A 23,779-nucleotide genomic window follows, 5' to 3' on the forward strand; every position below is an offset into this window, starting at 1 on the left:
CTGCCGCTAGACGTTGCGGCGGTACTGGCCGCCCACCTCGAAGAACGCCTCGGAGATCTGCCCCAGCGAACACACCCGGACGGCGTCCATCAGCGCGGCGAACACGTTCCCGCCCGACGTCGCCGCCTCCTGCAGCGCGGCCAGCGCGGCGGGCGCCTCGTCGGCGTGCCGGGCCCGGAAGTCGGCCAGCCGGTCGAGCTGCGACTGCTTCTCCGCCTCGGTGGCCCGGGCGAGCTCCACCTTCCGCGGCGGGGCCTCGTCCCGGTGCGGGTCGAGGAAGGTGTTGACGCCGACGATCGGCAGCGACCCGTCGTGCTTGCGGTGCTCGTAGAGCATCGACTCGTCCTGGATGCGCCCGCGCTGGTAACCGGTCTCCATCGCGCCCAGCACACCGCCGCGCTCGGCGATCCGGTCGAACTCGGCCAGCACCGCCTCCTCGACCAGGTCGGTGAGCTCCTCGACGACCGCCGACCCCTGCAGCGGGTTCTCGTTCCCGGCGAGGCCCCACTCCCGGTCGATGATCATCTGGATGGCCAGCGCGCGGCGGACCGAGTGCTCCGACGGCGTGGTCACCGCCTCGTCGTAGGCGTTGGTGTGCAGCGAGTTGGCGTTGTCGTAGATCGCGCACAGCGCCTGCAGCGTCGTCCGGATGTCGTTGAAGTCCATCTCCTGCGCGTGCAGCGACCGGCCCGAGGTCTGCACGTGGTACTTCAGCTGCTGCGAGCGCGCGCCGGCGCCGTAGCGGTCGCGCATCGCCACCGCCCAGATCCGCCGCGCCACCCGGCCGATCACCGTGTACTCGGCGTCCATGCCGTTGCTGAAGAAGAAGCTCAGGTTGGGCGCGAAGTCGTCGATCGCCATGCCGCGCGCCAGGTAGGCCTCGACGTAGGTGAAGCCGTTGGCCAGCGTGAAGGCGAGTTGGCTGATGGGGTTCGCCCCGGCCTCGGCGATGTGGTAGCCGGAGATCGACACCGAGTAGAAGTTGCGCACCCGGTGCTCGATGAACCACTGCTGGATGTCGGCCATGCAGCGCAGCGCGAACTCGGTGGAGAAGATGCAGGTGTTCTGGCCCTGGTCCTCCTTGAGGATGTCGGCCTGCACCGTGCCGCGGACGGTCGACAGCACCCAGGCGCGGATCTCCTCGGCCTCGGCCTCGTCGGGCTCGCGGCCCTCCTCCTCACGGAATCGGTCCAGCCGCTGCTCGATCGCGGTGTTGAGGAACATCGCCAGGACGGCGGGCGCGGGGCCGTTGATCGTCATCGACACCGACGTCGTGGGCGCGCACAGGTCGAACCCGTCGTAGAGCACCCGCATGTCGTCGAGCGTGGCGATGGAGACGCCGGAGGTACCGACCTTGCCGTAGACGTCGGGCCGCGGCTGCGGGTCGCGGCCGTAGAGGGTGACCGAGTCGAACGCCGTCGACAGCCGGGTGGCCTCGTTGCCGGCCGACAGCACGCGGAACCGCCGGTTGGTGCGGAACGCGTCGCCCTCGCCGGCGAACATCCGCGCCGGGGCCTCACCCGCCCGCTTGAACGGGAAGACGCCGGCCGTGTACGGGAAGGCGCCCGGCAGGTTCTCCCGGCGCAGGAAGCGCAGCAGGTCGCCGGCGTCGGTCGTGCGCGGCAGCGCCACCCGCGGCACCTTCGTCCCCGAGAGCGTCTCGCGGGTCAGCGGCGTGCGGATCTCCTTCCCGCGCACCGTGTAGACGAACTCGTCGCCGGAGTACTGCTCCACCCGCGCGGGCCACTCCTCCAGCAGCGCCCGCACCTCGGGCAGCACCTCCCGGTCGGCGGCGTCCGCCGCCTCCCGCGCGGCCTCGGCCGCGGCCCCCTCCAGCACCTCGGCCGCGGTGGTCAGGTGCTGGCGGCGGCGGACGACGGCGGCCTGCTCCTCGGTGACCCCGTGGTGCGCGCGCACGGCGTCGGCGACGTCGGCCAGGTACCGCGCCCGCGACGCCGGCACCACGCTGGCCAGCCCGGTCGAGGCGCGCACGTCCACCCGCGGCAGCACGCCGGCGCCGGCGGGCAGGCCCTTCTCGGCGAGCAGGCCGAGCAGGTGCTGGTACAGCGCGGTGACGCCGTCGTCGTCGAAGCGGGCGGCGCTGGTGCCGAACACCGGCATCTGCTCCCACGGCTGCCCGAAGGCCTCGCGGTTGCGCACCATCTGCCGGGCGACGTCGCGCCGGGCGTCCTCGGCGCCGCGCCGCTCGTACTTGTTGATCGCCACGACGTCGGCGAGGTCGAGCATGTCGATCTTCTCGAGTTGCGAAGCGGCGCCGAACTCCGGCGTCATGACGTAGAGCGAGACGTCGCTGAACGGCACGATCGCCGCGTCGCCCTGCCCGATGCCCGGCGTCTCCACGATGACGAGGTCGAAGCCGGCGGCCTTCACCGCGGCGAGGACGTCGTCGAGGTGCTCCGGCACCTGCGCGCCGGCGGTGCGGGTGGCCATCGAGCGGAAGAAGGTGTGCGCGCCGTCGCCGGACTCCAGCGCGTTCATCCGGATCCGGTCGCCGAGCAGCGCGCCGCCGCCGCGGCGGCGGGTGGGGTCGATCGCGACGACGGCGACGCGGAGCTTGTCCTCCTGGTCGCGGCGCAGCCGGCGCAGCAGCTCGTCGGTGAGCGAGGACTTGCCCGACCCGCCGGTGCCGGTGATGCCGAGGACCGGCACGGTGCGCCCGGCGGCGGCCTCGCGGACGCGGGCGGCCAGCGCGTCGTCGGCACCGGCCTCGAGCACGGTCACCGCCCGGGCCAGCGCCCGCGGGTCGCCGGTCAGCAGCGCGTCGACGTCGGGGCCCTCCGTGGACAGGTCGACGTCGCAGGAGCGGATCAGCTCGTTGATCATCCCGGGCAGGCCCAGCCGGGCGCCGTCCTCGGGGCTGAACACCCGCACGCCGCGCTCGGCCAGCAGCGCGATCTCCTCGGGCACGATCACGCCCCCGCCGCCGCCGAACACCTGCACGTGGCCCGCCCCGGCGTCGGCCAGGCGCTCCTTCAGGTAGCTGAAGTACTCGACGTGCCCGCCCTGGTAGCTGGAGATGGCGACGCCCTGCACGTCCTCCTCGACGGCGGCGCGCACCACCTCGTCGACGCCGCGGTCGTGGCCGAGGTGCACGACCTCCGCGCCCTGCGACTGCAGCAGCCGCCGCATCACGTTGATCGCGGCGTCGTGGCCGTCGAACAGGCTCGCCGCCGTGACGAACCGGACGGGGTGGACGGGCACGTGCAGCTCCGCGGACGCCATGAGGGCACGGTAGGCCCGATTTAGTAGGACGTCCAACTACTCTCCGGTAGCCCGGGCGTGTCCGCTCTCCGCCGACCGGGACCGGCCGCGCGGGAACCCCTCGCCATATCCGACGCGTGGTGTCAGGGTGCCCGCCGTCCCCGAACCGAACGGAGCTGTTCCCCCATGGCCTTCCGCAACCTGATGGCGAAGCTCGGCGCCGGCAACGCCACCGTCGACGCCGTCCTCGACTCCCCCACCACCACCCCCGGCGGCGCGGTCACCGGCACCGTGCACCTCACCGGCGGGCAGGTGGCGCAGGAGATCAACGAGATCCGGGTGTCCCTGCAGGCCACCGTCGAGGTCGAGAGCGGCGACAACGAGTGGAAGGAGAACGTGACCTTCGGGACGGCGTCGGTGGCCGGCGCCGGCCGCATCGAGGCCGGCGCGAAGGCGGCGATCCCGTTCAGCTTCCCGGTGCCCTGGCAGTGCCCCTTCACCACGCTCGACGGCTGGAACCTCCGCGGCGTGAAGATCGGCCTGCGCACCAAGGTCGACATCCCCGGCGCGGTCGACCCCGGCGACCTCGACGCGGTCACCGTGCAGCCACTGCCGGTGCAGCGCACCGTCATCTCGGCGCTCACCGGCCTGGGCTTCGCCTTCCGCGGCGCCGACGTCGAGAAGGGCCGGCTGGCCGGCAGCGACCTGCCCTTCTACCAGGAGGTCGAGTTCGCGCCGCCGTCGTCGCTGCGCGGGCGGGTCAACGAGCTCGAGGTCACCTTCCTGGCCGGCCCGCACGGCGTGGAGGTCGTGCTCGAGGTCGACCGGCGCGGCGGGCTGCTCAGCGAGGGCCGCGACGTCGGCGGCCGGCTGCACTTCGGCCACTCCGACACCGACGTCTCCGCGGTGGCCGCGCAGCTCGACGCCGCGGTCCGCTCGCTGGGCGCCCGGCGCGGCTGGCTCTGACGCTCGACCGGGCGACGGCGGCCGCGCGGCTGCGGGACTTCCCGCGCCACGCGGCCGGCCGGCCCGAGCTGCGCCAGGCCGCCGTCGCGGTCTGCGTGACCGAGGAGCCGGACGGGCCGGCGCTGCTGGTGACCCGGCGGGCGGCGCGGCTGCGGGCGCACGCCGGGCAGTGGGCGCTGCCCGGCGGCCGGCTCGACCAGGGCGAGACCCCGGTGCAGGCGGCGCTGCGCGAGCTGGAGGAGGAGGTCGGCCTCGAGCGCGGCCCGGACGACGTGCTGGGCCTGCTCGACGACTACGTGACCCGCTCCGGCTACGTCATGACCCCGGTGGTCGTGTGGGCCGGCGACGCCGGGGAGCTGCGCCCGGCCGAGGCGGAGGTGGCCGCGGTGTACCGGGTGCCGCTGGACGACCTCGACGTCGACCCGGTGCTGGTGACGATCCCCGAGTCCGACGCGCCGGTCATCCGGCTGCCGCTGCTCGGCGGCTGGGTGCACGCCCCGACCGCGGCGGTCCTGCACCAGTTCTGCCAGGTCGCCTGCCGCGGGCGGCCCACCCGCGTCGCCCACCTCGAGCAGCCGGTGTTCGCCTGGCGCTAGCGGCCCGGAGACCGTGCATCTCCGCGGAGATGCACGGGGCGGAGCTAGCGGCGGTGCCAGCGGGCAGCGCCGTAGGCGGCCACGGCGAGCACGATGCCCGACAGGACGGCACTGCGCGGGCGCACGTCGCCGGTCGCCCGCGAGGTCCACACCGCCGCGGCGTCGAGGCCGGTCAGCAGCAGCGCCACCTCGGTGGTGCGCCGGGCCTGCGGTGCCGGGGTGACCAGCAGCGCGGCGCCCATGGCGATGTTGCGGGCCGCCCCGAGGCGCACGAGCAGCGGCAGCGCGACGTCGCCCCGCGCCGCGTCGGGCCGCACACCCAGCGCACCGGCGATCCACCGGGGCGCGAACAGCGCCGTCGTCCCGATCCAGATGGACAGCGTCCCGACCGTCTTGCGGGTCCCGTCCCAGTCGTTGCTCACGCGCGGCCCTTGCCCGCGAACTGCCTGGCCGAACCGGCGGTGAGCACCAGCACCACCGCCAGGAACGGCAGCGTCACCGCGCTGGCCACGACGTCGCTGACCGTGGCGACCGCGAACCCCCCGGCCGACGGCGCGTCCAGCGGCCCGATCACCTGCCCGAGCCCGAGCGCGGCCACCGACGCCGGCACGGTCAGCAGCGCCGACACCGCCCCGCCGAGGACCACCCCGGCGAGCACCGCGGCCGGCGAGGTCCGCACCGCCCGCAGCGCCGTCGCCGTCCCCCGGCCCAGCGCGCCGCCTGGCCGCACCCGGCCGGTGCCGGGCAGCTCGGTGAGCGCGCCGGTCAGCCACAGCTGGGCGACCAGGCCGGTGCCGAAGCCGACGACGTCGACCAGCAGCGCGTGCCCGAGGCTCGGGTCGCGGTAGACCAGCAGCTGGCGCAGCACGTCGGGGACGGTGTTGACCAGCGTGACCGCGAGCGAGACGGCGTAGACCCGTCCGGCGTGCCGGCGCAGCAGCGCCAGGCTGTCCCGGACGATGCCGCCGACGGTCACGCGCGGGTGGCGACGGCCTGGATCCACCGGTCGCCGGCCGCCCGCCGCAGCCGCCCGGCCGGCACCTCGAGGCCGTGCGCCCGCAGCTCGGCGAGCAGCTCGTCGCTGGAGAAGCGGTCGGCCGGGTGGCGGGAGACCGCGCGCAGCCACGGCGCGTCGACGAACCGGGCGGTCATCTCCGTCAGCGCCAGCTGCCCGCCGGGGCGCAGCACCCGCGCGGCCTCGGCGACGGCGGCGCGCCAGTCGGCGATGTGGTGCAGCGCGTGGAAGTCGACGACGAGGTCCACGCTCGCGTCGTCGACCGGCAGCGCCGTGGCGTCCCCGACCCGGAAGGCGGCCCGTTCGCCGAGGTCGGCGCAGGCGATCCGGGCGCGGCCGACCGTGGCCGGGTACAGGTCGAACGCGGTCACCTCGGTGGCGCCGAACCGCTCGACGGCGACGCGGGCGCCCAGGCCGCGGCGCCCGGTGCCGATCTCGACGGCGCGCTGCCCGCGGGCCCCCAGCCGGCGCAGGATGGCGCCCTCGACCCGCAGGCCGATCTCGTAGCGGATCCGGGAGTCGACCCACAGGCGGTTGGCGTCGACGTAGGTGGGGGGCACGGCGGTGCTGCCGCGCTGGGAGGGAGCCATGCCGCGGCGCTACCCACTCAGGCGGCGAGTGCACCGTAGACGTCGCGGGCGTGGTCGAAGACGAGGAAGTGACCCTCGCCGGGGAACCAGTGCGCCGTGCAGTCCGGGAGCATCGCCGCCAGCACGCGGCCGAGCGCCACCGGCACCTGCCAGTCCTGCGTGCCGTGCCAGACGTCGACGTGCTGGCGCACCTCGCCCACCGGGAAGCCCCACGGCCGGAACAGCAGCGCCCGGTCCTCGGCGAGTGCCGTGGCGCCCTGGCGCATCCCCTCGGTGAAGGTGCGGGCCATGACCCGGCGGACCGCGGGGCGGCCGAGCACGCGCCGGTCGGCGGGGTTGAGCCGCAGCTGCAGGTAGCGCGGCAGCAGCTGCGGGCGCACGGTCAGCGGCGCGAACACCGGCCGCAGCAGCGCCGTCGTCGTCGGGGAGGTCCGGTGCGCGGCCGCGCGGACCGACGTCGGCAGCCAGGCCGGCCACGGCCACGGGACGTCCGGCGGCGGGGCGCCGCCGAGGATCCCCACCGCGGTCACCCGGTCGGGCATCGCGTGCGCGCAGGCCAGCGCGTAGGCCGCCCCGCCGGACAGCGACAGGGCGGCGAAGCGGTCGATGCCCAGGGAGTCGAGCAGCTGGGCGACGTCGCCGGGCCAGTCGGTCACCCGCCGGCCCGGCTGCGGGTCCGAGCGGCCGAAGCCGGGCCGGTCGGGGACGACCAGCCGCACGCCCCAGCGGCGGTAGGCGGCGGCGTCGTCGACGTGCCGCTCGAAGCGCGAGCTCGGGGAGCCGTGGCAGCCGAGCACCGGCCGACCGTCGGGGTCCCCCCACTCGGCGTAGGCCAGGGAGCGGCCGTCGCGCAGCTGGAGCCGGCCCTCGCGGGGCCCGTCGGCGGAGTCGGTGTGCCCGGGGTGCATGCGCGGGGGCTACCCCGCCCGCCGCCGGCTCAGGCGCGGCGGCCGAGCAGGGCGAGGACCCGCGCCTCCCGGGGGGCGTCGGCGGGCACGTCGACGGCGGGGCGGCAGATGCCGTCCAGGTACAGCGCGTCGCCCCAGCTGCGGGCGCCGGACTCGATGCGGTCGAGCTCGGCGTCGGTGAGGCCGGCGTCCCGGCCGGTGGCGCGGGCGAGGTCCCAGCGGTGCACGACCATGTCCCAGACGTAGAACTGCGCGAGGGTCTCCCCCACCGTGGTCGGGCCGAAGAAGCCGTCGTAGGACTCCTCGGCGACGGTGGGGTCGGACACGGCGGCGAGCACCTGCCCGGCGTGCGTCCGCAGCGCGCCGGCCGGGTCGGCGGCGACGTCGGGCGCGGGGCCGAGGTCCACGCCGCGGCCGGTGAGGAACTCGCGCTGGGTCTCGACCAGGTGGACGACGACGTCGCGGGCGGTCCAGTCCTCGCAGGGCGTGGCGGCGTCCCAGCCGGCGGCGGGCACGGCGTCGACGACGGCCAGCAGCGGCTCGAGGACGGCGGCGTAGTCGGAGGCGATGGAGGTGGTCCCGGGGACCGAGGCGGGGATGGCGGTCATGACGGCAGCGTCGGCGATGCGGCAACCTGGCGTCTTGATGGAACCCGACAGCGGCCCCGTGCACCGCCGCGACACGATCGGGCGGGCGCACCTGCGCGACCCGCGCGACGCCTCGCACGTCATGTACCGCTACGAGACGACCGGCCCGCTGGCCGCCCTCGTGCAGCGCACCTGGATCCCGGTGTGGTCGGTGCCGCCGGGGCAGGAGGCCGTCCAGCGGGTGCTGCAGTACCCGGTCTGCCTCCTCGTCGTCACGCCGGACTACGCCCGCTTCTACGGCGTGGTCTCCGGCCTGTCGACGACGACGCTCGCCGGCGAGGGCTGGGCGGTCGGCGTCATGCTCACCCCCGCGGCCGGCGCGCTCGTGGCGGGCGGGCCGGTGTCGGCCTACACCGACCGCGCCGTCGACGTCGCCGAGGTCCTGGGCGACGACGGCGCCCGGCTGACCGCCCGCGTGCGCGCGGCGATGGCCGGTGACCCGCACTCCCCCGACGCGCACGCGGCCGCGCGGGCGGCCTACGACGACGCGCTGCGGCGGTTCCTGCCCGTCGACGAGGAGGGACTGCTCGTCGACCGGCTGGTGGCGCTGGTCGAGTCACGGCCGGACCTCACCCGGGTGGACCAGCTGTGCGCGGGGACGGGGCTGTCCGAGCGCGCACTGCAGCGGCTGGCCTCGCGTCGGCTGGGGCTGTCCCCGAAGTGGCTGGTGCAGCGGCGCCGGCTGCAGGAGGCCGCCGAGCGGCTGCGCGACCGGACGACGACGGCCGCGCGGGTCGCCGCCGACCTCGGCTACGCCGACCAGCCGCACCTGACCCGCGACTTCGCCCGGGTCACCGGGATGACGCCGGGCGAGTTCGCCGCGCGGTACGGCGGGGGCTAACCGGCCGTCGTCTGCCGCTCCGGCTCGATCCAGACGGTGACCCGCTCCGTCCTGATGTTCTCGGCCGGGTAGGGCCGGCCGTCGTACTTCTGCGAGAGCTCGTCGATGTGCGCCCGCGCCTCCGGGCCGGTCGTCGTCTCCGCCACCCGGCCGCGGACCTCCGCGTACCGGTAGGGGTTGCCCTCGTCGCGGATGGCGAGGGTGACCCGCGGGTCGCGCTCCATGTTCTCGAACTTGCGCCGTCCGGTCTCGGTGTTGACGTAGAGCCGCTGCCCGTCGGTGCCCACCCAGATGTACTGCGTCTGGATGCGCCCGCTGGGCAGCAGCGTGCTGATCGCCGCGTAGTTCGGGCCCTCCGCCAGCTCGCGGGTGACCGGGTGGAGCTCGGGACCGTCCTGGGTGTCTGCCACGGCGCGCCCCTACCCGGCTCCCGGCGCGGACACGCCCGCCGGCGGCCCCGCCGGACCGGGCCGCACGTGTCGGTATCCTGGGCCCCGCGCGTCACACAGCCGGCGTGCCGCGGGGCTCGACCCCGCCGTCCGAGGGTCCTGCAGCAACCGGGGCCCCGACGTCCTCAGCCGGCCCCCGGGCCGGCCACCGCCCGGCTCGGAGTGACCAGCGTGAACCCCGCGGACGACCCGCTCCCCGCAGTGCTCCTCGACCTCGGCCTCGTGCCGGTGGACCGTCCGCTGCCCCTGGTGCTCGAGCAGGTCTCCGAGCTGGCGGTCGAGGTGCTCGGCCGGCAGCCGGCGATGTCGGTGACCGTCGTCGGGGTCGACGGTGGCTCCACCGTGTCCACGAACGCGGCCGTGGCCGCCGAGCTCGACGCCGTGCAGTACCGCCTGGGGGACGGCCCGTGCCTCGAGGCGGCCACCACCGGCCACATGGTCGTCGTCGAGGACTCGGCGGGCGACCCGCGGTGGCCGGACCTCGCCCGGGCGGCCGCTGCGGCGGGCATGCACGGCGTCGTGTCGACGCCCTTCCCCTCGCGGGAGTCCGTGGTCGGCGGGCTGAACCTCTACCTGCAGCCGCCCCTGGAGGACGACGCGGACCTGCGGGAGCGGGCGGAGCGCTTCTCCCGCCACGCCGTCGTGCCCGTGGCCAACGCGCTGGTCCACGGGCGGGTGCGGCAGCTGGCCGATCACCTTCAGGTGGCGCTCGAGTCGCGGGCGGTCATCGACCAGGCGAAGGGCATCCTCATGGAGCGCTTCCGGCTGACGGCCGACCAGGCCTTCGACGCGCTGACCCGGGTGTCGAACCAGACCAACACCAAGGTCCGCGACCTGGCCGCCGGGCTGATCCGGACCGGCGAGTTCCCGCCCGGCTGACCGGCACGGCCGGGCGGCCGGGGCGCCTCGGGGAGCGGCCGGCGTCCCGTGTTGCGAGTCGCCCCGGTGCAGCTCACGGTGGTGCGACCGCCGTCCCCTCCTCGCCCTGGAGCAGCCATGCCCGCGCAGTCCACCGGCGGGGGCACCGCCCCGGCCGACGGCGACCGGCCGACGCCGCGTCAGCGCCGCGACCGCACCCACTGGCTCTACATCGCGGTGATCGTCGCGGTGGCGCTCGGCATCGCCGTCGGCCTGGTGTTCCCCGACTTCGCGACCTCGCTGAAGTGGCTGGGCGACGCGTTCGTCGGGCTGATCCGGATGCTCATCGCCCCGGTCATCTTCTGCACGATCGTGCTGGGCATCGGCGCGGTCCGGAAGGCCGCGGCGGTCGGCCGGATCGGCGGCCTGACGCTGGGCTACTTCCTGCTCATGTCCACCGTGGCGCTGGCCATCGGCCTGGTGGTGGGCAACCTGCTGCACCCCGGTGACGGCCTGGAGCTGTCCGAGGAGCTGCGCGGCCGCGGGTCGGAGCTGGCCGAGACCGCCGAGGAGAGCGGCGGCACGGCCGACTTCCTGCTGGGCCTGATCCCGGAGACGCTGGTCTCCGCGCTCACCGACGGCTCGGTGCTGCAGGCGCTGCTCGTGGCGCTGCTGGCCGGGTTCGCCATCCAGGCGATGGGGGCGTCCGGGGAGCCGATCCTGCGCGCCGTCGGGTACTTCCAGAAGCTTGTCTTCCGGATCCTGGCGATGGTCATGTGGGTGGCGCCGATCGGCGCGTTCGGCGCCATCGCCGCGGTGGTCGGCGAGACCGGCGTCGACGCGCTGAAGAGCCTCGCGGTGATCATGTTCGGCTTCTACGCCACCTGCGCGGTGTTCGTGTTCGTCGTCCTGGGGCTGATCCTGCGGCTGGTGGCCAAGCTCAACGTCTTCCGGCTGCTCCGGTACCTCGGCCGGGAGTTCCTGCTCATCCTGTCGACGTCGTCGTCGGAGACGGCGCTGCCGCGGCTGATCGCCAAGATGGAGCACGCGGGCGTCAGCCAGTCCGTCGCCGGGATCGTGGTGCCGACCGGCTACTCCTTCAACCTCGACGGCACCGCCATCTACCTGACGATGGCCTCGCTGTTCATCGCCGAGGCCCTCGGCGACCCGCTGTCGATCGGCGAGCAGATCGGCCTGCTCGCGTTCATGATCATCGCCTCGAAGGGCGCCGCCGGGGTCACCGGCGCGGGCCTGGCCACCCTGGCCGGCGGCCTGTCTGCCCACCGGCCCGAGCTGCTCGACGGCGTCGGCCTCATCGTGGGCATCGACCGCTTCATGTCCGAGGCGCGGGCGCTGACCAACTTCGCCGGCAACGCCGTCGCCACCGTCCTGGTGGCCACGTGGACCCGGCAGCTGGACCGCGACCAGCTCGAGGCGGCGCTGTCGGGGCGGGCCCCGTTCGACGAGGCGCGCATGCTCGACGACCACGGCGGCGGCGCCGGCCTGCCGGACGACGCCACGAGCGCCGGCCCCGGCGACCGGGACGCGAACGACTCGCTGCGCTCGCTGGCCGAGAGCTCGAAGCGGTAGCCGCGGGTCCCCGCTGGCCCGACGACGCCGCCGGGCTCGCCGCCGAGCAGGACCGGCTGGCCGCGCTCCGGCCGCCGCCGTGGGTGCCGCCCGCGGGTGCGCTCGTCGGCGCGGTGGGCGCGGTCGAGGACGGGGGCGGGCTGGTGGTGGCGGCCGTGGCGGGCGGCGCGGTCGCGGTCGTGCACGGCCCCGCCCCCGGCCCCTACTCCCCCGCGCAGCTGGCCCTGCGCGAGGGGCCGCTGCTGGCCGCCGCGGTGTCGGCGCTGGCGGGGCGACCCGACGTCGTGCTGGTCGGGGCGGCGGGCCGGGACCACCCGCGCCGCGCCGGGCTCGCCCTGCACCTCGGTGCAGTCCTGGACCTGCCCACGGTCGGCGTGACCGACCGCCTGAGCGCCCTCGCTGCGCCCGCCCGCGGGGTGTGCACGCAGCGTCGACGGCGGCCGTCCGGGAGCGCGCCGTGTGCACCCAGCGCGGCGCGCCGGCTCGCGGTCAGCCGTGCCAGGCGTGGCCGTGGGTGTGCACGCCATCGGGGCCGTGCCGCTCGTCGGGCACGGGGCTGCCGTCGTCGGCCACGTCCCCGGCGTCCGCGGCGTCCTCGGCGCGGTTGCGGCGCAGGTCGACCACGCCGAGCGCCAGGGCGGCCAGCGCGCCCACCACCGACACCGCCAGGCCCGCGGCCGCCGCGGCCGGGTAGTCCTCGCCGGTCGCCGAGAGGACGAGGTGGAACAGGCCGGGCAGCGCCGCGGTGCCGATGGCCGCGCCGAAGCGCTGCGCCGTCTGCAGCCCGCCGCCGGCCGAGCCGGCCATCGCCACCGGCACGTCGCGCAGGGTCATCGTGATGTTCGGCGAGATGACGAACCCGCCGCCGATGCCGCCCACGAGCAGCGCCGGCGCGATCGCCCACCCGGCGGCCGACGGCGGCACCAGCAGCAGGACGACGGCCGCGGCGGTGAGCCCGACGACGACGCCGGCCAGCCCGAGCACGGTGAGCCTCCGCCCGTACCGCTCGACGAGCCGCCCCGCGACGACGGCCGCCGACGCCGACCCGAGGGCGAACGGCGTCACGGCCAGCCCCGACTGCAGCGGGGTGTAGCCCAGCCCGGTCTGGAAGAACAGCGCGAACACCAGCCAGATGCCGCTGAAGCCGACGAAGTACACGGTGCCCAGCGCCGCGCCGATGCCGTAGCCGCGGGTCTGGGTCACCAGCCGCGGGTCGAACACCGGCTGCCCGTCGTGGGCCACGACCCGCCGCTCCCAGGCGACGAACGCCGCCACCAGGACCGCCCCGACGAGGAAGAGCCACCACAGCCGCGACAGCCCGCCGGACTCCGCCTGCACCAGCGGGAAGAGCACGGCCAAGGCGCCGGCGCCGAGCAGCAGCACCCCGACGACGTCGATCCGCCCGCGCCCGCCGCCCCCGCCGCGGGGCAGCAGCCGCAGGGCCAGCAGGAACGCCACGACGCCGATCGGCACGTTGACGTAGAACAGCCACCGCCAGCCGCCGGGACCGTCCGCGAGACCGAGGATGGCGCCGCCGACGACCGGGCCGACGGCGGTCGAGATGCCGACCGTGGCCCCGAACAGCCCGAACGCCCGCCCGCGCTCGCCGCCGCGGAACAGCTGCTGGATCAGTGCGGAGTTCTGCGGCGCGAGGCACCCGGCGGCCAGCCCCTGCACGAGCCGGGCGGCGACCAGCCACGCCACCGACGGCGCCGCCCCGGCCGCGGCGCTGGCGAGCACGAAGCCGGCCAGCCCGATGAGGAACAGCCGCCGCCGGCCGAAGGCGTCCCCGAGCCGGCCTGCGGGCACCAGCATCAGCCCGAAGGTCAGCGCGTAGCCCGACACCACCCACTGCACGGTCGCCGGGGTGGCGGCGAGGTCGCGCTGCAGGGAGGGCAGCGCCACCGACACGATGCTCACGTCGAGCAGGCTCATGAAGCCGACGACGAGGGTGACCGACAGCGCGCTCCACCGCTTGGGGTCCGGGCGGTACTCCTCGGCGGCGGACTGCTCCCGCAGCGAGCTCGGGGCGGGGTCGGTCGCGGAGCGGGGAGGCACGACGGAGTGCCCTACCCGGTGGTGCGCGACCGACACCCGCCGGTGCCGGTGCGCTCAGTCCAGGACGGCGGTGGCGTCGACCTCGATGAGCAGGTCGGGCTCACCGAGCGCGGCCACCGGGAGGAGCGTGATCGGCCGGGTGAGGTCGCGGCCCAGGCGCGCGGCGGCCCGCCCCACGCCCTCACCGAGCGCCGGCAGCTTGTCCGGGCCCCAGTCGACGACGTAGAGCACGAGCTTGGCGACGTCGTCGAACGTGCCGCCGACCGCCTCCAGCGCGGTCGCCACGTTGAGCAACGCCTGCTCGGCCTGTGCCGCGAGGTCGCCGGCGCCGACGGGCTCGCCCTCGGCGGTGCGGGCCACCTGGCCGGCGAGGTAGACGGTGCGGCTGCCGCGGGCGACGGCCATCTGGCGGTAGATGCCGGGGACGGGCAGGCCGGGCGGGTCGATGCACTCGACGGTCACGACGACTCCTCTGGGGTGGTGGGAGCTGAACCATAGCGTTGCTATGGCATGATGGTCCAGTGCCCCGACGACCCGATCCCGCGGTCCGTCTGCTCCTCGTCGAGCGGGCCGCCCGGATGCTCGCCGCCCGCGAGCCGGTGACCCTGCGCGCGCTGGTGGAGGGCACCGGCGCCTCGACCATGGCCGTCTACACGCACTTCGGCGGGATGCCCGGGCTGTGGAGCGCCGTGCGGCAGGAGGGCTTCACCCGCCTGGCCGCCCGGCTGGCCGCCGTCCCCCGCACCGACGACGCGGTGCACGACCTCGCCGCCCTGGGTGTGGCCTACGCCCGCAGCGCCCTGGAGCACCCGGAGCTCTACCGCGCCATGTTCGACGCGCGCGCCGACCTCGCCGACGAGGCCGCCGCCGACGCCGCCTTCGACCGGCTGGTCGACGCCGCGGCCCGGGCGCGCGAGGAGGGCCGGCTGGACCCCGGCACCGACCCGCGCACGCTGGCCACCCAGGTGTGGGCCGCCGGGCACGGGCTGGTGTCGCTGGTCGTGCAGGGCGTGCTGCCCGCCGAGGTCCTCGCGCCGCTGGCCACCGGCACGACCGCCGCCCTGCTGACCGCCGCTGGCGACGACGCCGGGCGCTGCCGCGCCTCGGTGGAGCGGGCGTGGGCGGCCGGCTGACGGCGCAAGAACGGTCGGGCGCGGGAGGCCGCCGGGTCGCCATGATCGTCGTGTGACGCCACCCGGCCGCGACCGCCTCCGCGAACTGCTCGACGCCGTCCTCGACGAGGACAACCGGACGCTCTCCGACATGGCCGGGGACGCCTACGCCTCGCCGTTCCACTTCAGCCGGCAGGTGTCCGGCGGCGCCGGGGAGTCCCCGGTGGCGCTGCGCCGCCGGGTCGTCCTCGAGCGCGCCGCCTGGCAGCTGCGGCAGGGCGCCAGCGTCACCGACACCGCCTTCGCCGCGGGCTACGAGTCGGTCGAGGGCTTCAGCCGCGCCTTCGCCCGCGCCTACGGCCGCAGCCCCGGCTCGGTGGCGGCGGGCACCGGCGCGCGCGACGCCCACTGGCTGCCCGCGCCCAACGGGATCCACTTCCACCCTCCGTCGTCGCTGTGGGTGTCCGACGAGCCGGCCCGCCGCGGCGGCGACGAGGTCACCGCCCTGCTGGTGCACCACGGCGTCGAGGACACCCGGGCCCTGCTGGAGCTGGCCAAGGGCCTGCCCGAGGAGGAGTACCGGCGGGTGCGGGCACCGGGGCTGTCGGTGCTGCCCTGGGACGGCGCCGAGGAGACCCTGGCCGCCCTCCTGGACACCCTCGTCTGGACGACGGAGGTCTGGGTGGCCTCGCTCGAGGGCGGCGAGGAACCGACCCGCGGCGCCGACGACGCGGCGTCGCTGGTGGACCGGCACGACGCCGTCGCGCCGCGCTGGCTGGCCGCCGTCCGCGAGATCGCCCGCCGCAGCGCCTGGGGCGACCGGCTGGTCGACGCGCTGTGCGAGCCGCCGGAGAGCTTCGTCCTCGGCAGCGTCGTCGCGCACGTCCTCACGTTCTCCGCGCACCGCCGGCTGCTGGCCCGGCACTGGCTGCGCGAGGCCGGTGTCGAGGTCGACACCGGCGACCCCATCGACTGGCTCCGCAGGAGGGACCGATGACCCGCACCGTCTACTACACCGCCACCACCCTCGACGGCTTCATCGCCAGCGCCGAGCACTCACTGGACTGGCTGCTCACGCGCGAGGCCGACCACGAGGGGGCGACCGGCTACAAGGCGTTCGAGAAGACCGTCGGCTCGCTGGTCATGGGCGCCTCGACCTACGAGTGGGTGCAGCGGCAGGGCGAGGACTGGGCCTACGACCAGCCGGCCTGGGTGCTCACGCACCGGCGGCTGACGCCGTACGAGGGCCGTGACATCCGGTTCACCGCCGCCGACACCGCCGACGACCTGCGGGCGCTGCACGCGCAGATGACCGCCGCGGCGGGCGACCTCGACGTCTGGGTGGTCGGCGGCGGCCCGGTGGCCGCGCAGTTCGCCGACGCCGGGCTGCTCGACGAGGTGGTGGTCTCGATCGCGCCGGTGACGCTGGGCGCCGGGATGCCCCTGCTGCCGACGCACGTGGAGCTGGTGACCCGCGAGGTGTCGCAGAACGGCGAGTTCGCCGTCGTGCGCTACGACGTCGTCCGGCCCGGCTGACCGGGCACCGCCCGGTCGGCATGTCGACACCTCGACGGGGCGACACCTCGACGTGCCGATCCGTCGACGTGCCGACCTCAGCGCTCGACGCGGTAGCGGCAGTGGGTGACGCTCGGCGCGGCGACGATCCGCACCGGGGTGAGCCGCAGCCCCGGGCCGGGGCGGGCGAACAGCGGCAGGCCGTCACCGGCGACCACGGGGACGACGTGCAGCTGCACCTCGTCGACCAGGCCCGCGGCCAGGCACTGGCGGGCGACGTCGACGCCGCCGCCGACCGCCACCCACCGCTCCCCCGCGAGCTCCGCCGCCCGCGCCACGGCCTCCGCGACGCCGGCCACGAACTCGAAGCGCACCGGCCCGGCCGGCAGCGGGTCCGGGGGCCGGTGGGTGACCACCACGTGCGGCACGTCGTAGGGCGTCTCGTCCCAGCCCTGGGCGTCGTCGGCCTCCCCGTAGGCGTTGCGGCCGACGACGATCGCGCCGGTCTCGGCCACCATCCCCTCGACGACGGGCCGGCTGGCCTCGGGAGGGTCGAAGAACCAGTCGTAGAGCCCGACGTCGGCCCCCTCGGGACCGCTCACCAGGCCGTCGAGGGAGACCGCCATGTCCAGCAGCACGCGCGCCATGCAGGGAGGACCGGCCGCGCCCGCCGGACTGAGCGGTCTCGGCGCCGGGATCTCAGGCGCTGCGGATCACCGAGACGTCGAACTCCACCTGGATGCGATCGCTGACCAGCCACCCGCCCGTCTCCAGGGCCGTGTTCCAGGTCAGCCCCCAGTCGCTGCGCTTGATGGCCAACGCACCCTCGAAGCCCACCCGGGTGTTGCCGAAGGGGTCCTTCGCCGAGCCGGTCAGGGTGAACTCGACCGTCACGGGCCGGGTGACGTCGCGGATGGTGAGGTCGCCGGTGACCTCGTAGGTCTCCTCGTCGACCGGCTCGACCTCGGTGGAGGCGAACACCATCTCCGGGAAACGCTCGACGTCGAGGAAGTCCGGAGAGCGCAGGTGCGCGTCCCGGTCGGCCTGCCCGGTGTCGATGCTCGCCGTGCGGATCCGGATCGACACGCTGCTCGCCTCGGGCTTCTGCGTGTCCAGGTGGGCCTCGCCGGCGAAGTCGGTGAACGCGCCGCGGACCGTCGTCACCATCGCGTGCCGCGCCCGGATGCCGATCCGGGTGTGCGCCACGTCGATGGTGTAGTCGCCCGAGACGTCGGCCAGTGCGACCGTCGCCGCGTCGAAGTCGGTGGGGCTGCCCTCGGGTGCCCGGTGCTTCGCCACGTGTCCGTCCTTCCCCCTCGCAGGCCCCCCATCCTGGCCGATCAGGCCGACGGTGCCACCGCCGGGCTCCCGTGGAGCCGTCGCGGCCGGCTCAGCGCCCCGGCCGGAAGGGGTTGCGGCCGGGCCGGAACAGCGTCTCCTGGGTCAGGCTCGCGGCCAGCACGCCGTCGCGCGTGGTGACCGAGCCGGTGTACCAGCCGCGCCCGCCGGAGACCGTGTGCGGGACGAGGTCCATGAGCACCCAGGCGTCGAGCCGGGCCGGCCGGTGGAACCACACCGCGTGGTCCAGCGTCGGGCCGGGCGCGGCCTCGCCCTCCGGCAGCGCCGACAGGCCGGTGCCGATGTCGGACAGGTAGGTCAGCGCGCAGGCGTGCACCAGCGGGTCGTCGGGCAGCGCGACGGTCGACCGGGACCAGAACCGGGTGGGCATGCTCGCCGCCGGCCACGGCTGGGACGGCGTCCGCCCCTCCATCGTGAACAACCGCGGCAAGGTGAACGGCGCGCACTCGGAGGGGTCCTCCGCGGCCGGGGCCGGGGCCACCTGGACGTCGGGTCCGGCGGTGGGCGCCTGGAACGACGCCGACATCGACAGCACGACCTCGCCGCCCTGCACCGCCACCACCCGGCGGGCGGAGAACGAGCCGCCGTCGCGGTCGCGGTCGACCCGGAAGACCGTGGGCCGGGCGGCGTCGCCGCTGCGGAGGAAGTAGCCGTGCAGCGAGTGCGGCAGCCGGTCGGGCGCCACCGTGCGGCCGGCCGCGAGCAGCGCCTGGGCGGCGACCTGCCCGCCGTAGAGCGGGAACGGGTCGGTGAACACCAGCGTGCTGCGGTAGAGGTCGCGGTCGACCTCCTCGAGCGTCAGGACGTCGAGCAGCGTGGGGTCCCCCGCGGTGGTGCTCACGACCGGCCAGGGTAGGGACCCCCGCGGTCGCCGGTTCCCGCAGGTGCGCCGTCGGCCCCTCGGGCGCCGGTGACACGCGCCGCGACGGTCACTCCTGCGGTGTTCCTCGCGCTCCTGCGGTCCTGCAGCACCGCAGGAGGACGAGGAACACCGCAGGAGCCGGTGTCAGAGCAGCTCGAGGATGGTGGCGTTGGCCTGGCCGCCGCCCTCGCACATCGTCTGCAGGCCGTAGCGGATGCCGTTGTCGCGCATGTGGTGCACGAGCGTCGTCATGATCCGCGCGCCGGACCCGCCGAGCGGGTGGCCGAGGGCGATGGCGCCGCCGTTGGGGTTGAGCGCCTTGGCGTCGGCGCCGATGTCGGCCAGCCAGGCCAGCGGCACGGGGGCGAAGGCCTCGTTGACCTCGAAGGCACCGATCTGGTCGATCGACAGGCCCGACTTCGCCAGCGCCTTCTGCGTCGCCGGGATCGGCGCGGTGAGCATGACCACCGGGTCGCTGCCGGCGAGGACGGCGGTGTGCACCCGGGCGATGGGCGTGAGGCCCAGCTCGGCGGCCTTCTCCGACGTCGTCATGAGCAGCGCGGCGGAGCCGTCGGAGATCTGCGAGGAGTTGCCGGCGGTGATGACGCCGTCCTCGCGGAAGGCGGTCTTGAGCGTGCCGAGCTTCTCCACCGTGGACTCGCGGATGCCCTCGTCCTGGCTGACCACCGTGCCGTCGGGCGTGGTGACCGGCGCGATCTGGGCGTCGAAGCGGCCCTCGGCGCGGGCCGCGGCGGCCTTCTCGTGCGAGGCCACCGAGAACTCGTCGCACTGCTGGCGGGACAGCCCCCACCGCTCGGCGATCGTCTCCGCGCCCAGCCCCTGGTTGATCTTGGCGCCGGCGTAGCGCTCGGCGAACCGGCTGCCGAAGGGGTCGGCGTCCTGGCGCGCGGTCCCCATCGGCACCCGCGACATCGACTCCACGCCGCCGGCCACGACGACGTCGTACTGGCCCGAGACCAGCCCGGCCGCGGCGAAGTGCACCGACTGCTGCGAGGAGCCGCACTGCCGGTCGACGGTCACGCCGGTCACCGTCTCCGGCCAGCCCGCGGCCAGCGCGGCGGTGCGCGCGATGTCGAACGTCTGCTCGCCGACCTGGGAGACGCAGCCCCAGATGACGTCCTCGATCTGCGCCGGGTCGATGCCCGCCCGCTCGGCCAGCGACGTGAGGACGTGCGCGGACAGGTCGACCGGGTGCACCCCCGACAGCCCGCCGTTGCGCTTGCCCACGGGCGTGCGCACCGCCTCGACGATCACCGCGTCACGCATGACTTCTCCCCTCGACCAGGTGTGGTGCCCGGCACACTAACCCGCGCTCTCCGCAGCGACGGCGACCCGGGCGCGACGGCGCAGCAGCAGGACCGCGGCCGAGGCCGCCAGCAGCGCGGCGGCGAGCCACCCGAGCCCCGCCCCGGCCAGCGGCAGCGCCGTCCCCTCGCTCAGCCGGACGACGAGCAGCACGGCCGCCACACCCAGCGCGGTGCCCAGCTGGGCGGCGGTGTTGAGCACCCCCGCGGCGGTGCCCTGCAGCTCAGGGGCGACGTCGGTGCCCAGCGCGGTGGCCGCCACCGACGACAGCCCGATGCCCAGTCCCGAGACGGCGACCCCGGCCGAGACCACGGCCGGTCCGAACCCCGCGCCGAGCAGCACCGCGGTGCCGGCGGCGATGACGCCCAGGCCCGCGGCGGCGGTGACCCGCGCCGACGCCGACCGCATCACCCGCGCCGCCAGGGCCGCGCCGGCGACGACGCACAGGCTGAAGGGCAGCAGCGCCAGGCCGGTGGCGGTCGCGCCGAGCCCCTCGCTCCCCTGCAGGTGCAGCGTGGCCACGGTGACCGCCGAGCTCGTCGTCGCGGTGTTGGCCGCCGAGGCGAGCACGCCGCGGCGAAGACCCGGGTGCGCAACGGCGGCGCGCGGCAGCAGCGGGTCGCGGGCCCGGCGCTCGACGGCGGGCAGCACCGCGGCGGCGGCGAGCCCGGCCAGGAGCAGCCCGGCACCGGCCGTGCGGTGCCCGCCGTCCTCGAGCAGCGACGCACCCGCCACGACCGCCGCCACGGCGGCCACGAGCACCGCCGCACCGGCGAGGTCGAGGGAGCCGCCGCGCTCCCGCGGCGTGGGCGGCGCGGTCCGGCGGACGGCGACCGCGAGCACCGCCGCCAGCGGCAGGTTCACCCAGAACAGCAGCCGCCACCCGGCCAGGTCGGTGAGCACGCCGCCGAGCACCAGCCCGCTCGCGCCGGCCGCCGCCCCGGTGGCGCTCCACGCGGCCAGCGCCCGGCGCCGGGCCGGCCCCTCCTCCGTGGCCGCGGTGAGCAGCCGCAGTGCGGTGGGCACCGACAGCGCGGCCGCCGCGCCGAGAGCGCCGCGGGCGGCCACGAGCACCCCGACCGACGGCGCGAGCGCGGCCACCAGCGACGCCGCGCCGAAGCCGGCCAGCCCGAGCGACAACACCCGCGCGTGCCCGTACCGGTCGCCGAGGCGCGCGGCGAGCACCAGCAGCGCGGCGAAGAGGACGGCGTAGACGGTCACCACCGGGGTCGCCGTCGACGCCGGCGCACCCAGGTCGGCCAGCATCGTGGGCAGCGCCGCGATGACCAGCGTGGTGCCCAGGACGTCGACGAACTGCACCACGCACAGGGTCGGGACCGCTGCCGGACCGCTCACACCGGCAGCACTACCCTCTTCTTCATCGATGAAGCCCGCCCGATCCTCTGGAGATCGACGTTCCCCACGGGGCGAGGCCCACGACAGCCCCGGACGGGACCTCCGGACGCGTACCGTCGTCCGCACGGGCCGGGCTGAACCAGCGGTCCCGCGCCCCCTTCCTCTCGACGCGTCGGCGGGCGAGGAGGCCGAGGTGACTGCCCACCCCGAGGACGTCCGGCCGCTCCCCGGATCGATGACGGTCCGGGACGAGGGCGACGGCCCGGTGCTGTGTCTGCGTGGCGAGGTCGACACCGAGGTCGCGACGCGCTTCAAGCAGCGCCAGGGCCGGACTCCGCTGCTCGTCGACGCGATCGACGCCGCCGGGGTGTCCTTCCTGAGCTCGACCGCCCTCAGCATCCTGGCCCGGTGCGTCGAGGCGGCGTTCGCCGTCGGCCGGCGCCCGGTGCTGCGCGCCTCGTCGCCGATCGTGGAGCGCATGCTGCAGCTCAGCGGACTGCAGGACGACTTCGACCGCCCACCCGGCACGTCCGGCCGCTCCGAGCCGCCGAACTGACCGCCGGACGGCGGCTCCCGGAGGGGAGCCGCCGCAGAATGGCCGCGTGCCCGCCGACCGCCCCCGCCCGGGAACCCTGCAGGAGGTGGCCGCGGCGGTCGGCGTCTCGGCCAAGACGGTGTCCAACGCCTTCTCCCGGCCCGACCAGCTCTCGGCCGCCCTGCGCGAGCGCGTCCTCGCCACCGCCCGCCGGCTCGGCTACCCCGGGCCCAACCCGCTGGCCGCCGGGCTGCGGCGCGGCCGGGTCGGCGCGATCGGCGTCGCCTACGACAACGGCCTGTCCTACGCCTTCGACGACCCGGTCGCCGTCGCGCTGCTCGCCGGGGTGGCCGCGGCGGCCGAGCCGGCCGGCTCGGGGCTGCTGCTCGTGCCCGGCTCGGCCGACCCCGCCCGGCGTCTGGCCGCGGTGAGCGACGCCGTCGTGGACGGGCTGGTGGTCTCCTCGGTGGGCGACGACGACCCCCTGCTCGCGGCGGCGATCGCCCGGGGGCTGCCGCTCGCCGTCGTCGACCAGCCGCGGCCGGACCGGCTCGCCGCCCTCGGGGCCGCCGCGGCGCCGTGGGTGGGCATCGACGACCGCGCCGCCGCGGCGGCGGTGGCGGCGCACCTGCTGGACCTGGGGCACCGGCGGCTGGCCGTCGTCTCCTTCGGGATGCACGGCGACCCGATCGTCCCCGGGCTGGTCGACGAGCGGGCCCAGGCGGCGGCCACCTACGCCGTCACCCGCGACCGGCTGGCCGGCTACCGCGACGCGGCGGAGCGCGCCGGGATCGACTGGGCGTCGGTGCCGGTCTTCCACGGCGGCGACAGCACGCCCGCCGTCGGGGAGGCCGGTGCCGACGCCGTCCTCGCCACCGACCCGCGGCCGACGGCACTGCTGTGCCTGAGCGACCGGCTGGCCGAGGGCGCGCTGCGCGCGGCGGAGCGCCGCGGGCTGCGGGTGCCCGGCGACCTGTCGGTGGCCGGCTTCGACGACGCCGCGACCGCCGCCGGGCTGGGCCTCACCACCGTCCGGCAGCCGACGCGGGAGAAGGGGCGGGCCGCCGGCCAGGCGCTGCTGGACCTGCTGGCCGGCCGCCCCGCCCCGCCCCGGACCCCGCTGCCCGCGGAGCTGGTGACCCGGACCTCGACGGGACCGGCGTCCTAGCGCCCCTTCCAGACGGGCTTGCGGCGCTCGGCGAACGCGGTCGCCCCCTCGCGGGCGTCCTCGGAGGCGAACACCGGCTCGATCAGCGGCCGCTGGTTCGCCCACGCCTCCTCGGCCGTCCAGTCGGCGGTGGTGCGGGCGATCTGCTTGGTCACCGCCACCGCCAGCGGGCCGTTCGCCGCGATCACCTCCGCCAGGGCCACGGCCGCCTCGAGTGCCCCGCCCTCGTCGACGACCCGGTTGACCAGCCCGACGGCGGCCGCGCGCTCGGCGTCCACCGGCTGACCGGTCAGCAGCATCTCCATGGCGATCGCCTGCGGGATGCGGCGCGGCAGGAACAGCGCGGCACCGCCCGCGGCGATCAGCGAGCGGGACACCTCGGGCACGCCGAAGCGCGCCGAGCGGCCGGCGACGACGAGGTCGCAGGCGAGGACGAGCTCGAACCCGCCGGCCAGCGCCCACCCCTCGACGGCGGCCAGCAGCGGCTTGCGCGGCGGGGTCTGGGTGATCCCGCACAGCCCGCGGCCCTCGATCGAGGGCCGCTCGCCGCGCAGGAACGCCTTGAGGTCCATGCCAGCGGAGAAGGTGCCGCCGGCGCCGGTGAGCACGCCGGCGCGCAGGTCGTCGGACGCGTCGAGTTCGTCGACGGCCGCGGCGACGCGCTGCGCCACCGCGCCGTCGAGGGCGTTCTTGGCCGCGGGCCGGTTGATCGTGATCACCTGGACGGCGCCGCGGCGCTCGACCAGCACGGACTCCGTTGCGGGCTCGGTCACGGGTGGGCCTCCTCCTCCGCGGCGGACCGCGGC

25 protein-coding genes and 1 pseudogene are annotated in these 23,779 nt (G+C 76.0%); 11 read left to right on the forward strand and 15 right to left on the reverse strand.

Annotation, left to right across the window (positions count from 1 at the left end; genetic code table 11):
- Nucleotides 1-6: 6 nt before the first annotated feature.
- Entirely contained in the window at nucleotides 7-3,243 is a 3,237-nt protein-coding gene (gene icmF, locus FN207_RS22160) for a fused isobutyryl-CoA mutase/GTPase IcmF (protein WP_142460619.1), read from the reverse strand.
- Between the two features lie 165 nt (nucleotides 3,244-3,408).
- Between icmF and FN207_RS22165 the strand changes: the two genes are divergently transcribed.
- On the forward strand, nucleotides 3,409-4,188 hold the full coding sequence (locus FN207_RS22165) for a sporulation protein (RefSeq protein WP_142460620.1): 780 nt from the start codon (nucleotides 3,409-3,411) through the stop codon (nucleotides 4,186-4,188).
- Nucleotides 4,189-4,256: 68 nt separating this feature from the next.
- Complete coding sequence (locus FN207_RS22170) at nucleotides 4,257-4,784, forward strand: NUDIX hydrolase (protein WP_281282160.1); 528 nt, start codon at nucleotides 4,257-4,259, stop codon at nucleotides 4,782-4,784.
- Between the two features lie 44 nt (nucleotides 4,785-4,828).
- Here the strand turns inward: FN207_RS22170 and FN207_RS22175 are convergent, their stop codons facing one another.
- Genes FN207_RS22175 through FN207_RS22195 form a run of 5 tightly spaced genes read right to left on the reverse strand, consistent with a single transcriptional unit; the run spans nucleotide 4,829 to nucleotide 7,905 of the window.
- Nucleotides 4,829-5,206: a DUF4267 domain-containing protein gene (locus FN207_RS22175; protein WP_142460621.1), complete on the reverse strand. Its 378-nt coding sequence runs from the start codon at nucleotides 5,204-5,206 to the stop codon at nucleotides 4,829-4,831.
- Nucleotides 5,203-5,760, reverse strand: coding sequence for a hypothetical protein (locus FN207_RS22180; RefSeq protein ID WP_142460622.1), 558 nt, complete (start codon nucleotides 5,758-5,760; stop codon nucleotides 5,203-5,205). Before FN207_RS22180 ends, FN207_RS22175 begins: the two co-directional genes overlap by 4 nt.
- On the reverse strand, nucleotides 5,757-6,389 hold the full coding sequence (locus FN207_RS22185; RefSeq protein WP_142460623.1) for a class I SAM-dependent methyltransferase: 633 nt from the start codon (nucleotides 6,387-6,389) through the stop codon (nucleotides 5,757-5,759). The genes FN207_RS22180 and FN207_RS22185 overlap by 4 nt, the downstream gene beginning before the upstream one ends.
- 17 nt (nucleotides 6,390-6,406) lie before the next feature.
- On the reverse strand, nucleotides 6,407-7,297 hold the full coding sequence (locus tag FN207_RS22190) for an alpha/beta fold hydrolase (protein ID WP_142460624.1): 891 nt from the start codon (nucleotides 7,295-7,297) through the stop codon (nucleotides 6,407-6,409).
- A gap of 29 nt (nucleotides 7,298-7,326) precedes the next feature.
- Complete coding sequence (locus FN207_RS22195; protein WP_142460625.1) at nucleotides 7,327-7,905, reverse strand: TIGR03086 family metal-binding protein; 579 nt, start codon at nucleotides 7,903-7,905, stop codon at nucleotides 7,327-7,329.
- Between the two features lie 37 nt (nucleotides 7,906-7,942).
- Here FN207_RS22195 and FN207_RS22200 point away from each other — a divergent pair, with 37 nt between their 5' ends.
- Nucleotides 7,943-8,785 carry a helix-turn-helix domain-containing protein gene (locus tag FN207_RS22200; protein WP_142460626.1) on the forward strand — a complete coding sequence of 281 codons (843 nt, stop codon included), beginning with the start codon at nucleotides 7,943-7,945 and terminating at the stop codon, nucleotides 8,783-8,785.
- Here FN207_RS22200 and FN207_RS22205 read toward each other — a convergent pair.
- Complete coding sequence (locus FN207_RS22205; protein WP_142460627.1) at nucleotides 8,782-9,195, reverse strand: PPOX class F420-dependent oxidoreductase; 414 nt, start codon at nucleotides 9,193-9,195, stop codon at nucleotides 8,782-8,784. The two genes, FN207_RS22200 and FN207_RS22205, sit on opposite strands and share 4 nt — an antisense overlap.
- Before the next feature lie 210 nt (nucleotides 9,196-9,405).
- Here FN207_RS22205 and FN207_RS26525 point away from each other — a divergent pair, with 210 nt between their 5' ends.
- The 3 genes and pseudogenes from FN207_RS26525 to FN207_RS27565 form a co-directional block, all read left to right on the forward strand.
- On the forward strand, nucleotides 9,406-10,113 hold the full coding sequence (locus FN207_RS26525; RefSeq protein WP_185938500.1) for a GAF and ANTAR domain-containing protein: 708 nt from the start codon (nucleotides 9,406-9,408) through the stop codon (nucleotides 10,111-10,113).
- A gap of 117 nt (nucleotides 10,114-10,230) precedes the next feature.
- On the forward strand, nucleotides 10,231-11,682 hold the full coding sequence (locus tag FN207_RS22215; RefSeq protein WP_142460628.1) for a cation:dicarboxylate symporter family transporter: 1,452 nt from the start codon (nucleotides 10,231-10,233) through the stop codon (nucleotides 11,680-11,682).
- Nucleotides 11,683-11,861: 179 nt separating this feature from the next.
- A pseudogene (locus tag FN207_RS27565) lies at nucleotides 11,862-12,059 on the forward strand (endonuclease V); the annotation flags it as partial.
- 112 nt (nucleotides 12,060-12,171) lie between these two features.
- Here FN207_RS27565 and FN207_RS22225 read toward each other — a convergent pair.
- Nucleotides 12,172-13,740 carry an MFS transporter gene (locus FN207_RS22225; protein WP_221888352.1) on the reverse strand — a complete coding sequence of 523 codons (1,569 nt, stop codon included), beginning with the start codon at nucleotides 13,738-13,740 and terminating at the stop codon, nucleotides 12,172-12,174.
- A gap of 54 nt (nucleotides 13,741-13,794) precedes the next feature.
- Entirely contained in the window at nucleotides 13,795-14,202 is a 408-nt protein-coding gene (locus tag FN207_RS22230) for a RidA family protein (RefSeq protein WP_142460629.1), read from the reverse strand.
- 59 nt (nucleotides 14,203-14,261) lie between these two features.
- On the opposite strand from FN207_RS22230, the gene FN207_RS22235 reads away from it, so the two are divergent.
- The 3 genes from FN207_RS22235 to FN207_RS22245 are packed head-to-tail and all read left to right on the forward strand — an operon-like array spanning nucleotide 14,262 to nucleotide 16,388.
- Nucleotides 14,262-14,873 (forward strand): TetR/AcrR family transcriptional regulator, encoded by a 612-nt coding sequence (locus tag FN207_RS22235; RefSeq protein ID WP_185938501.1) that lies wholly within the window; start codon nucleotides 14,262-14,264, stop codon nucleotides 14,871-14,873.
- A 52-nt stretch (nucleotides 14,874-14,925) separates the two neighbouring features.
- The gene (locus tag FN207_RS22240) at nucleotides 14,926-15,849 is read left to right on the forward strand and encodes a helix-turn-helix domain-containing protein (protein ID WP_185938502.1); all 924 of its coding nucleotides are present in this window, start codon (nucleotides 14,926-14,928) and stop codon (nucleotides 15,847-15,849) included.
- Nucleotides 15,846-16,388, forward strand: a complete 543-nt coding sequence (locus tag FN207_RS22245) for a dihydrofolate reductase family protein (protein ID WP_142460630.1) — start codon at nucleotides 15,846-15,848, stop codon at nucleotides 16,386-16,388. Before FN207_RS22240 ends, FN207_RS22245 begins: the two co-directional genes overlap by 4 nt.
- 77 nt (nucleotides 16,389-16,465) lie before the next feature.
- Here FN207_RS22245 and FN207_RS22250 read toward each other — a convergent pair whose 3' ends face one another.
- The 5 genes from FN207_RS22250 to FN207_RS22270 form a co-directional block, all read right to left on the reverse strand.
- The gene (locus FN207_RS22250) at nucleotides 16,466-17,014 is read right to left on the reverse strand and encodes a dihydrofolate reductase family protein (RefSeq protein ID WP_142460631.1); all 549 of its coding nucleotides are present in this window, start codon (nucleotides 17,012-17,014) and stop codon (nucleotides 16,466-16,468) included.
- 52 nt (nucleotides 17,015-17,066) lie between these two features.
- Nucleotides 17,067-17,666 (reverse strand): YceI family protein, encoded by a 600-nt coding sequence (locus tag FN207_RS22255; protein WP_142460632.1) that lies wholly within the window; start codon nucleotides 17,664-17,666, stop codon nucleotides 17,067-17,069.
- A 91-nt stretch (nucleotides 17,667-17,757) separates the two neighbouring features.
- On the reverse strand, nucleotides 17,758-18,567 hold the full coding sequence (locus FN207_RS22260) for an acyl-CoA thioesterase (RefSeq protein ID WP_246066270.1): 810 nt from the start codon (nucleotides 18,565-18,567) through the stop codon (nucleotides 17,758-17,760).
- A gap of 165 nt (nucleotides 18,568-18,732) precedes the next feature.
- The gene (locus FN207_RS22265; protein WP_142460633.1) at nucleotides 18,733-19,875 is read right to left on the reverse strand and encodes a thiolase family protein; all 1,143 of its coding nucleotides are present in this window, start codon (nucleotides 19,873-19,875) and stop codon (nucleotides 18,733-18,735) included.
- A 36-nt stretch (nucleotides 19,876-19,911) separates the two neighbouring features.
- Entirely contained in the window at nucleotides 19,912-21,234 is a 1,323-nt protein-coding gene (locus FN207_RS22270; RefSeq protein ID WP_185938503.1) for an MFS transporter, read from the reverse strand.
- A 229-nt stretch (nucleotides 21,235-21,463) separates the two neighbouring features.
- Between FN207_RS22270 and FN207_RS26530 the strand changes: the two genes are divergently transcribed.
- Nucleotides 21,464-21,826, forward strand: coding sequence for an STAS domain-containing protein (locus FN207_RS26530; RefSeq protein WP_185938504.1), 363 nt, complete (start codon nucleotides 21,464-21,466; stop codon nucleotides 21,824-21,826).
- A gap of 46 nt (nucleotides 21,827-21,872) precedes the next feature.
- Nucleotides 21,873-22,973 carry a LacI family DNA-binding transcriptional regulator gene (locus FN207_RS22275; protein WP_142460635.1) on the forward strand — a complete coding sequence of 367 codons (1,101 nt, stop codon included), beginning with the start codon at nucleotides 21,873-21,875 and terminating at the stop codon, nucleotides 22,971-22,973.
- Here the strand turns inward: FN207_RS22275 and FN207_RS22280 are convergent.
- Nucleotides 22,970-23,746, reverse strand: coding sequence for a crotonase/enoyl-CoA hydratase family protein (locus FN207_RS22280; RefSeq protein WP_142460636.1), 777 nt, complete (start codon nucleotides 23,744-23,746; stop codon nucleotides 22,970-22,972). The genes FN207_RS22275 and FN207_RS22280 overlap by 4 nt on opposite strands.
- Nucleotides 23,747-23,779 lie beyond the last annotated feature (33 nt).

The organism is Geodermatophilus aquaeductus, from assembly GCF_900182545.1.
In the GTDB taxonomy this organism is placed as follows: Bacteria; Actinomycetota; Actinomycetes; order Mycobacteriales; family Geodermatophilaceae; genus Geodermatophilus; species Geodermatophilus aquaeductus.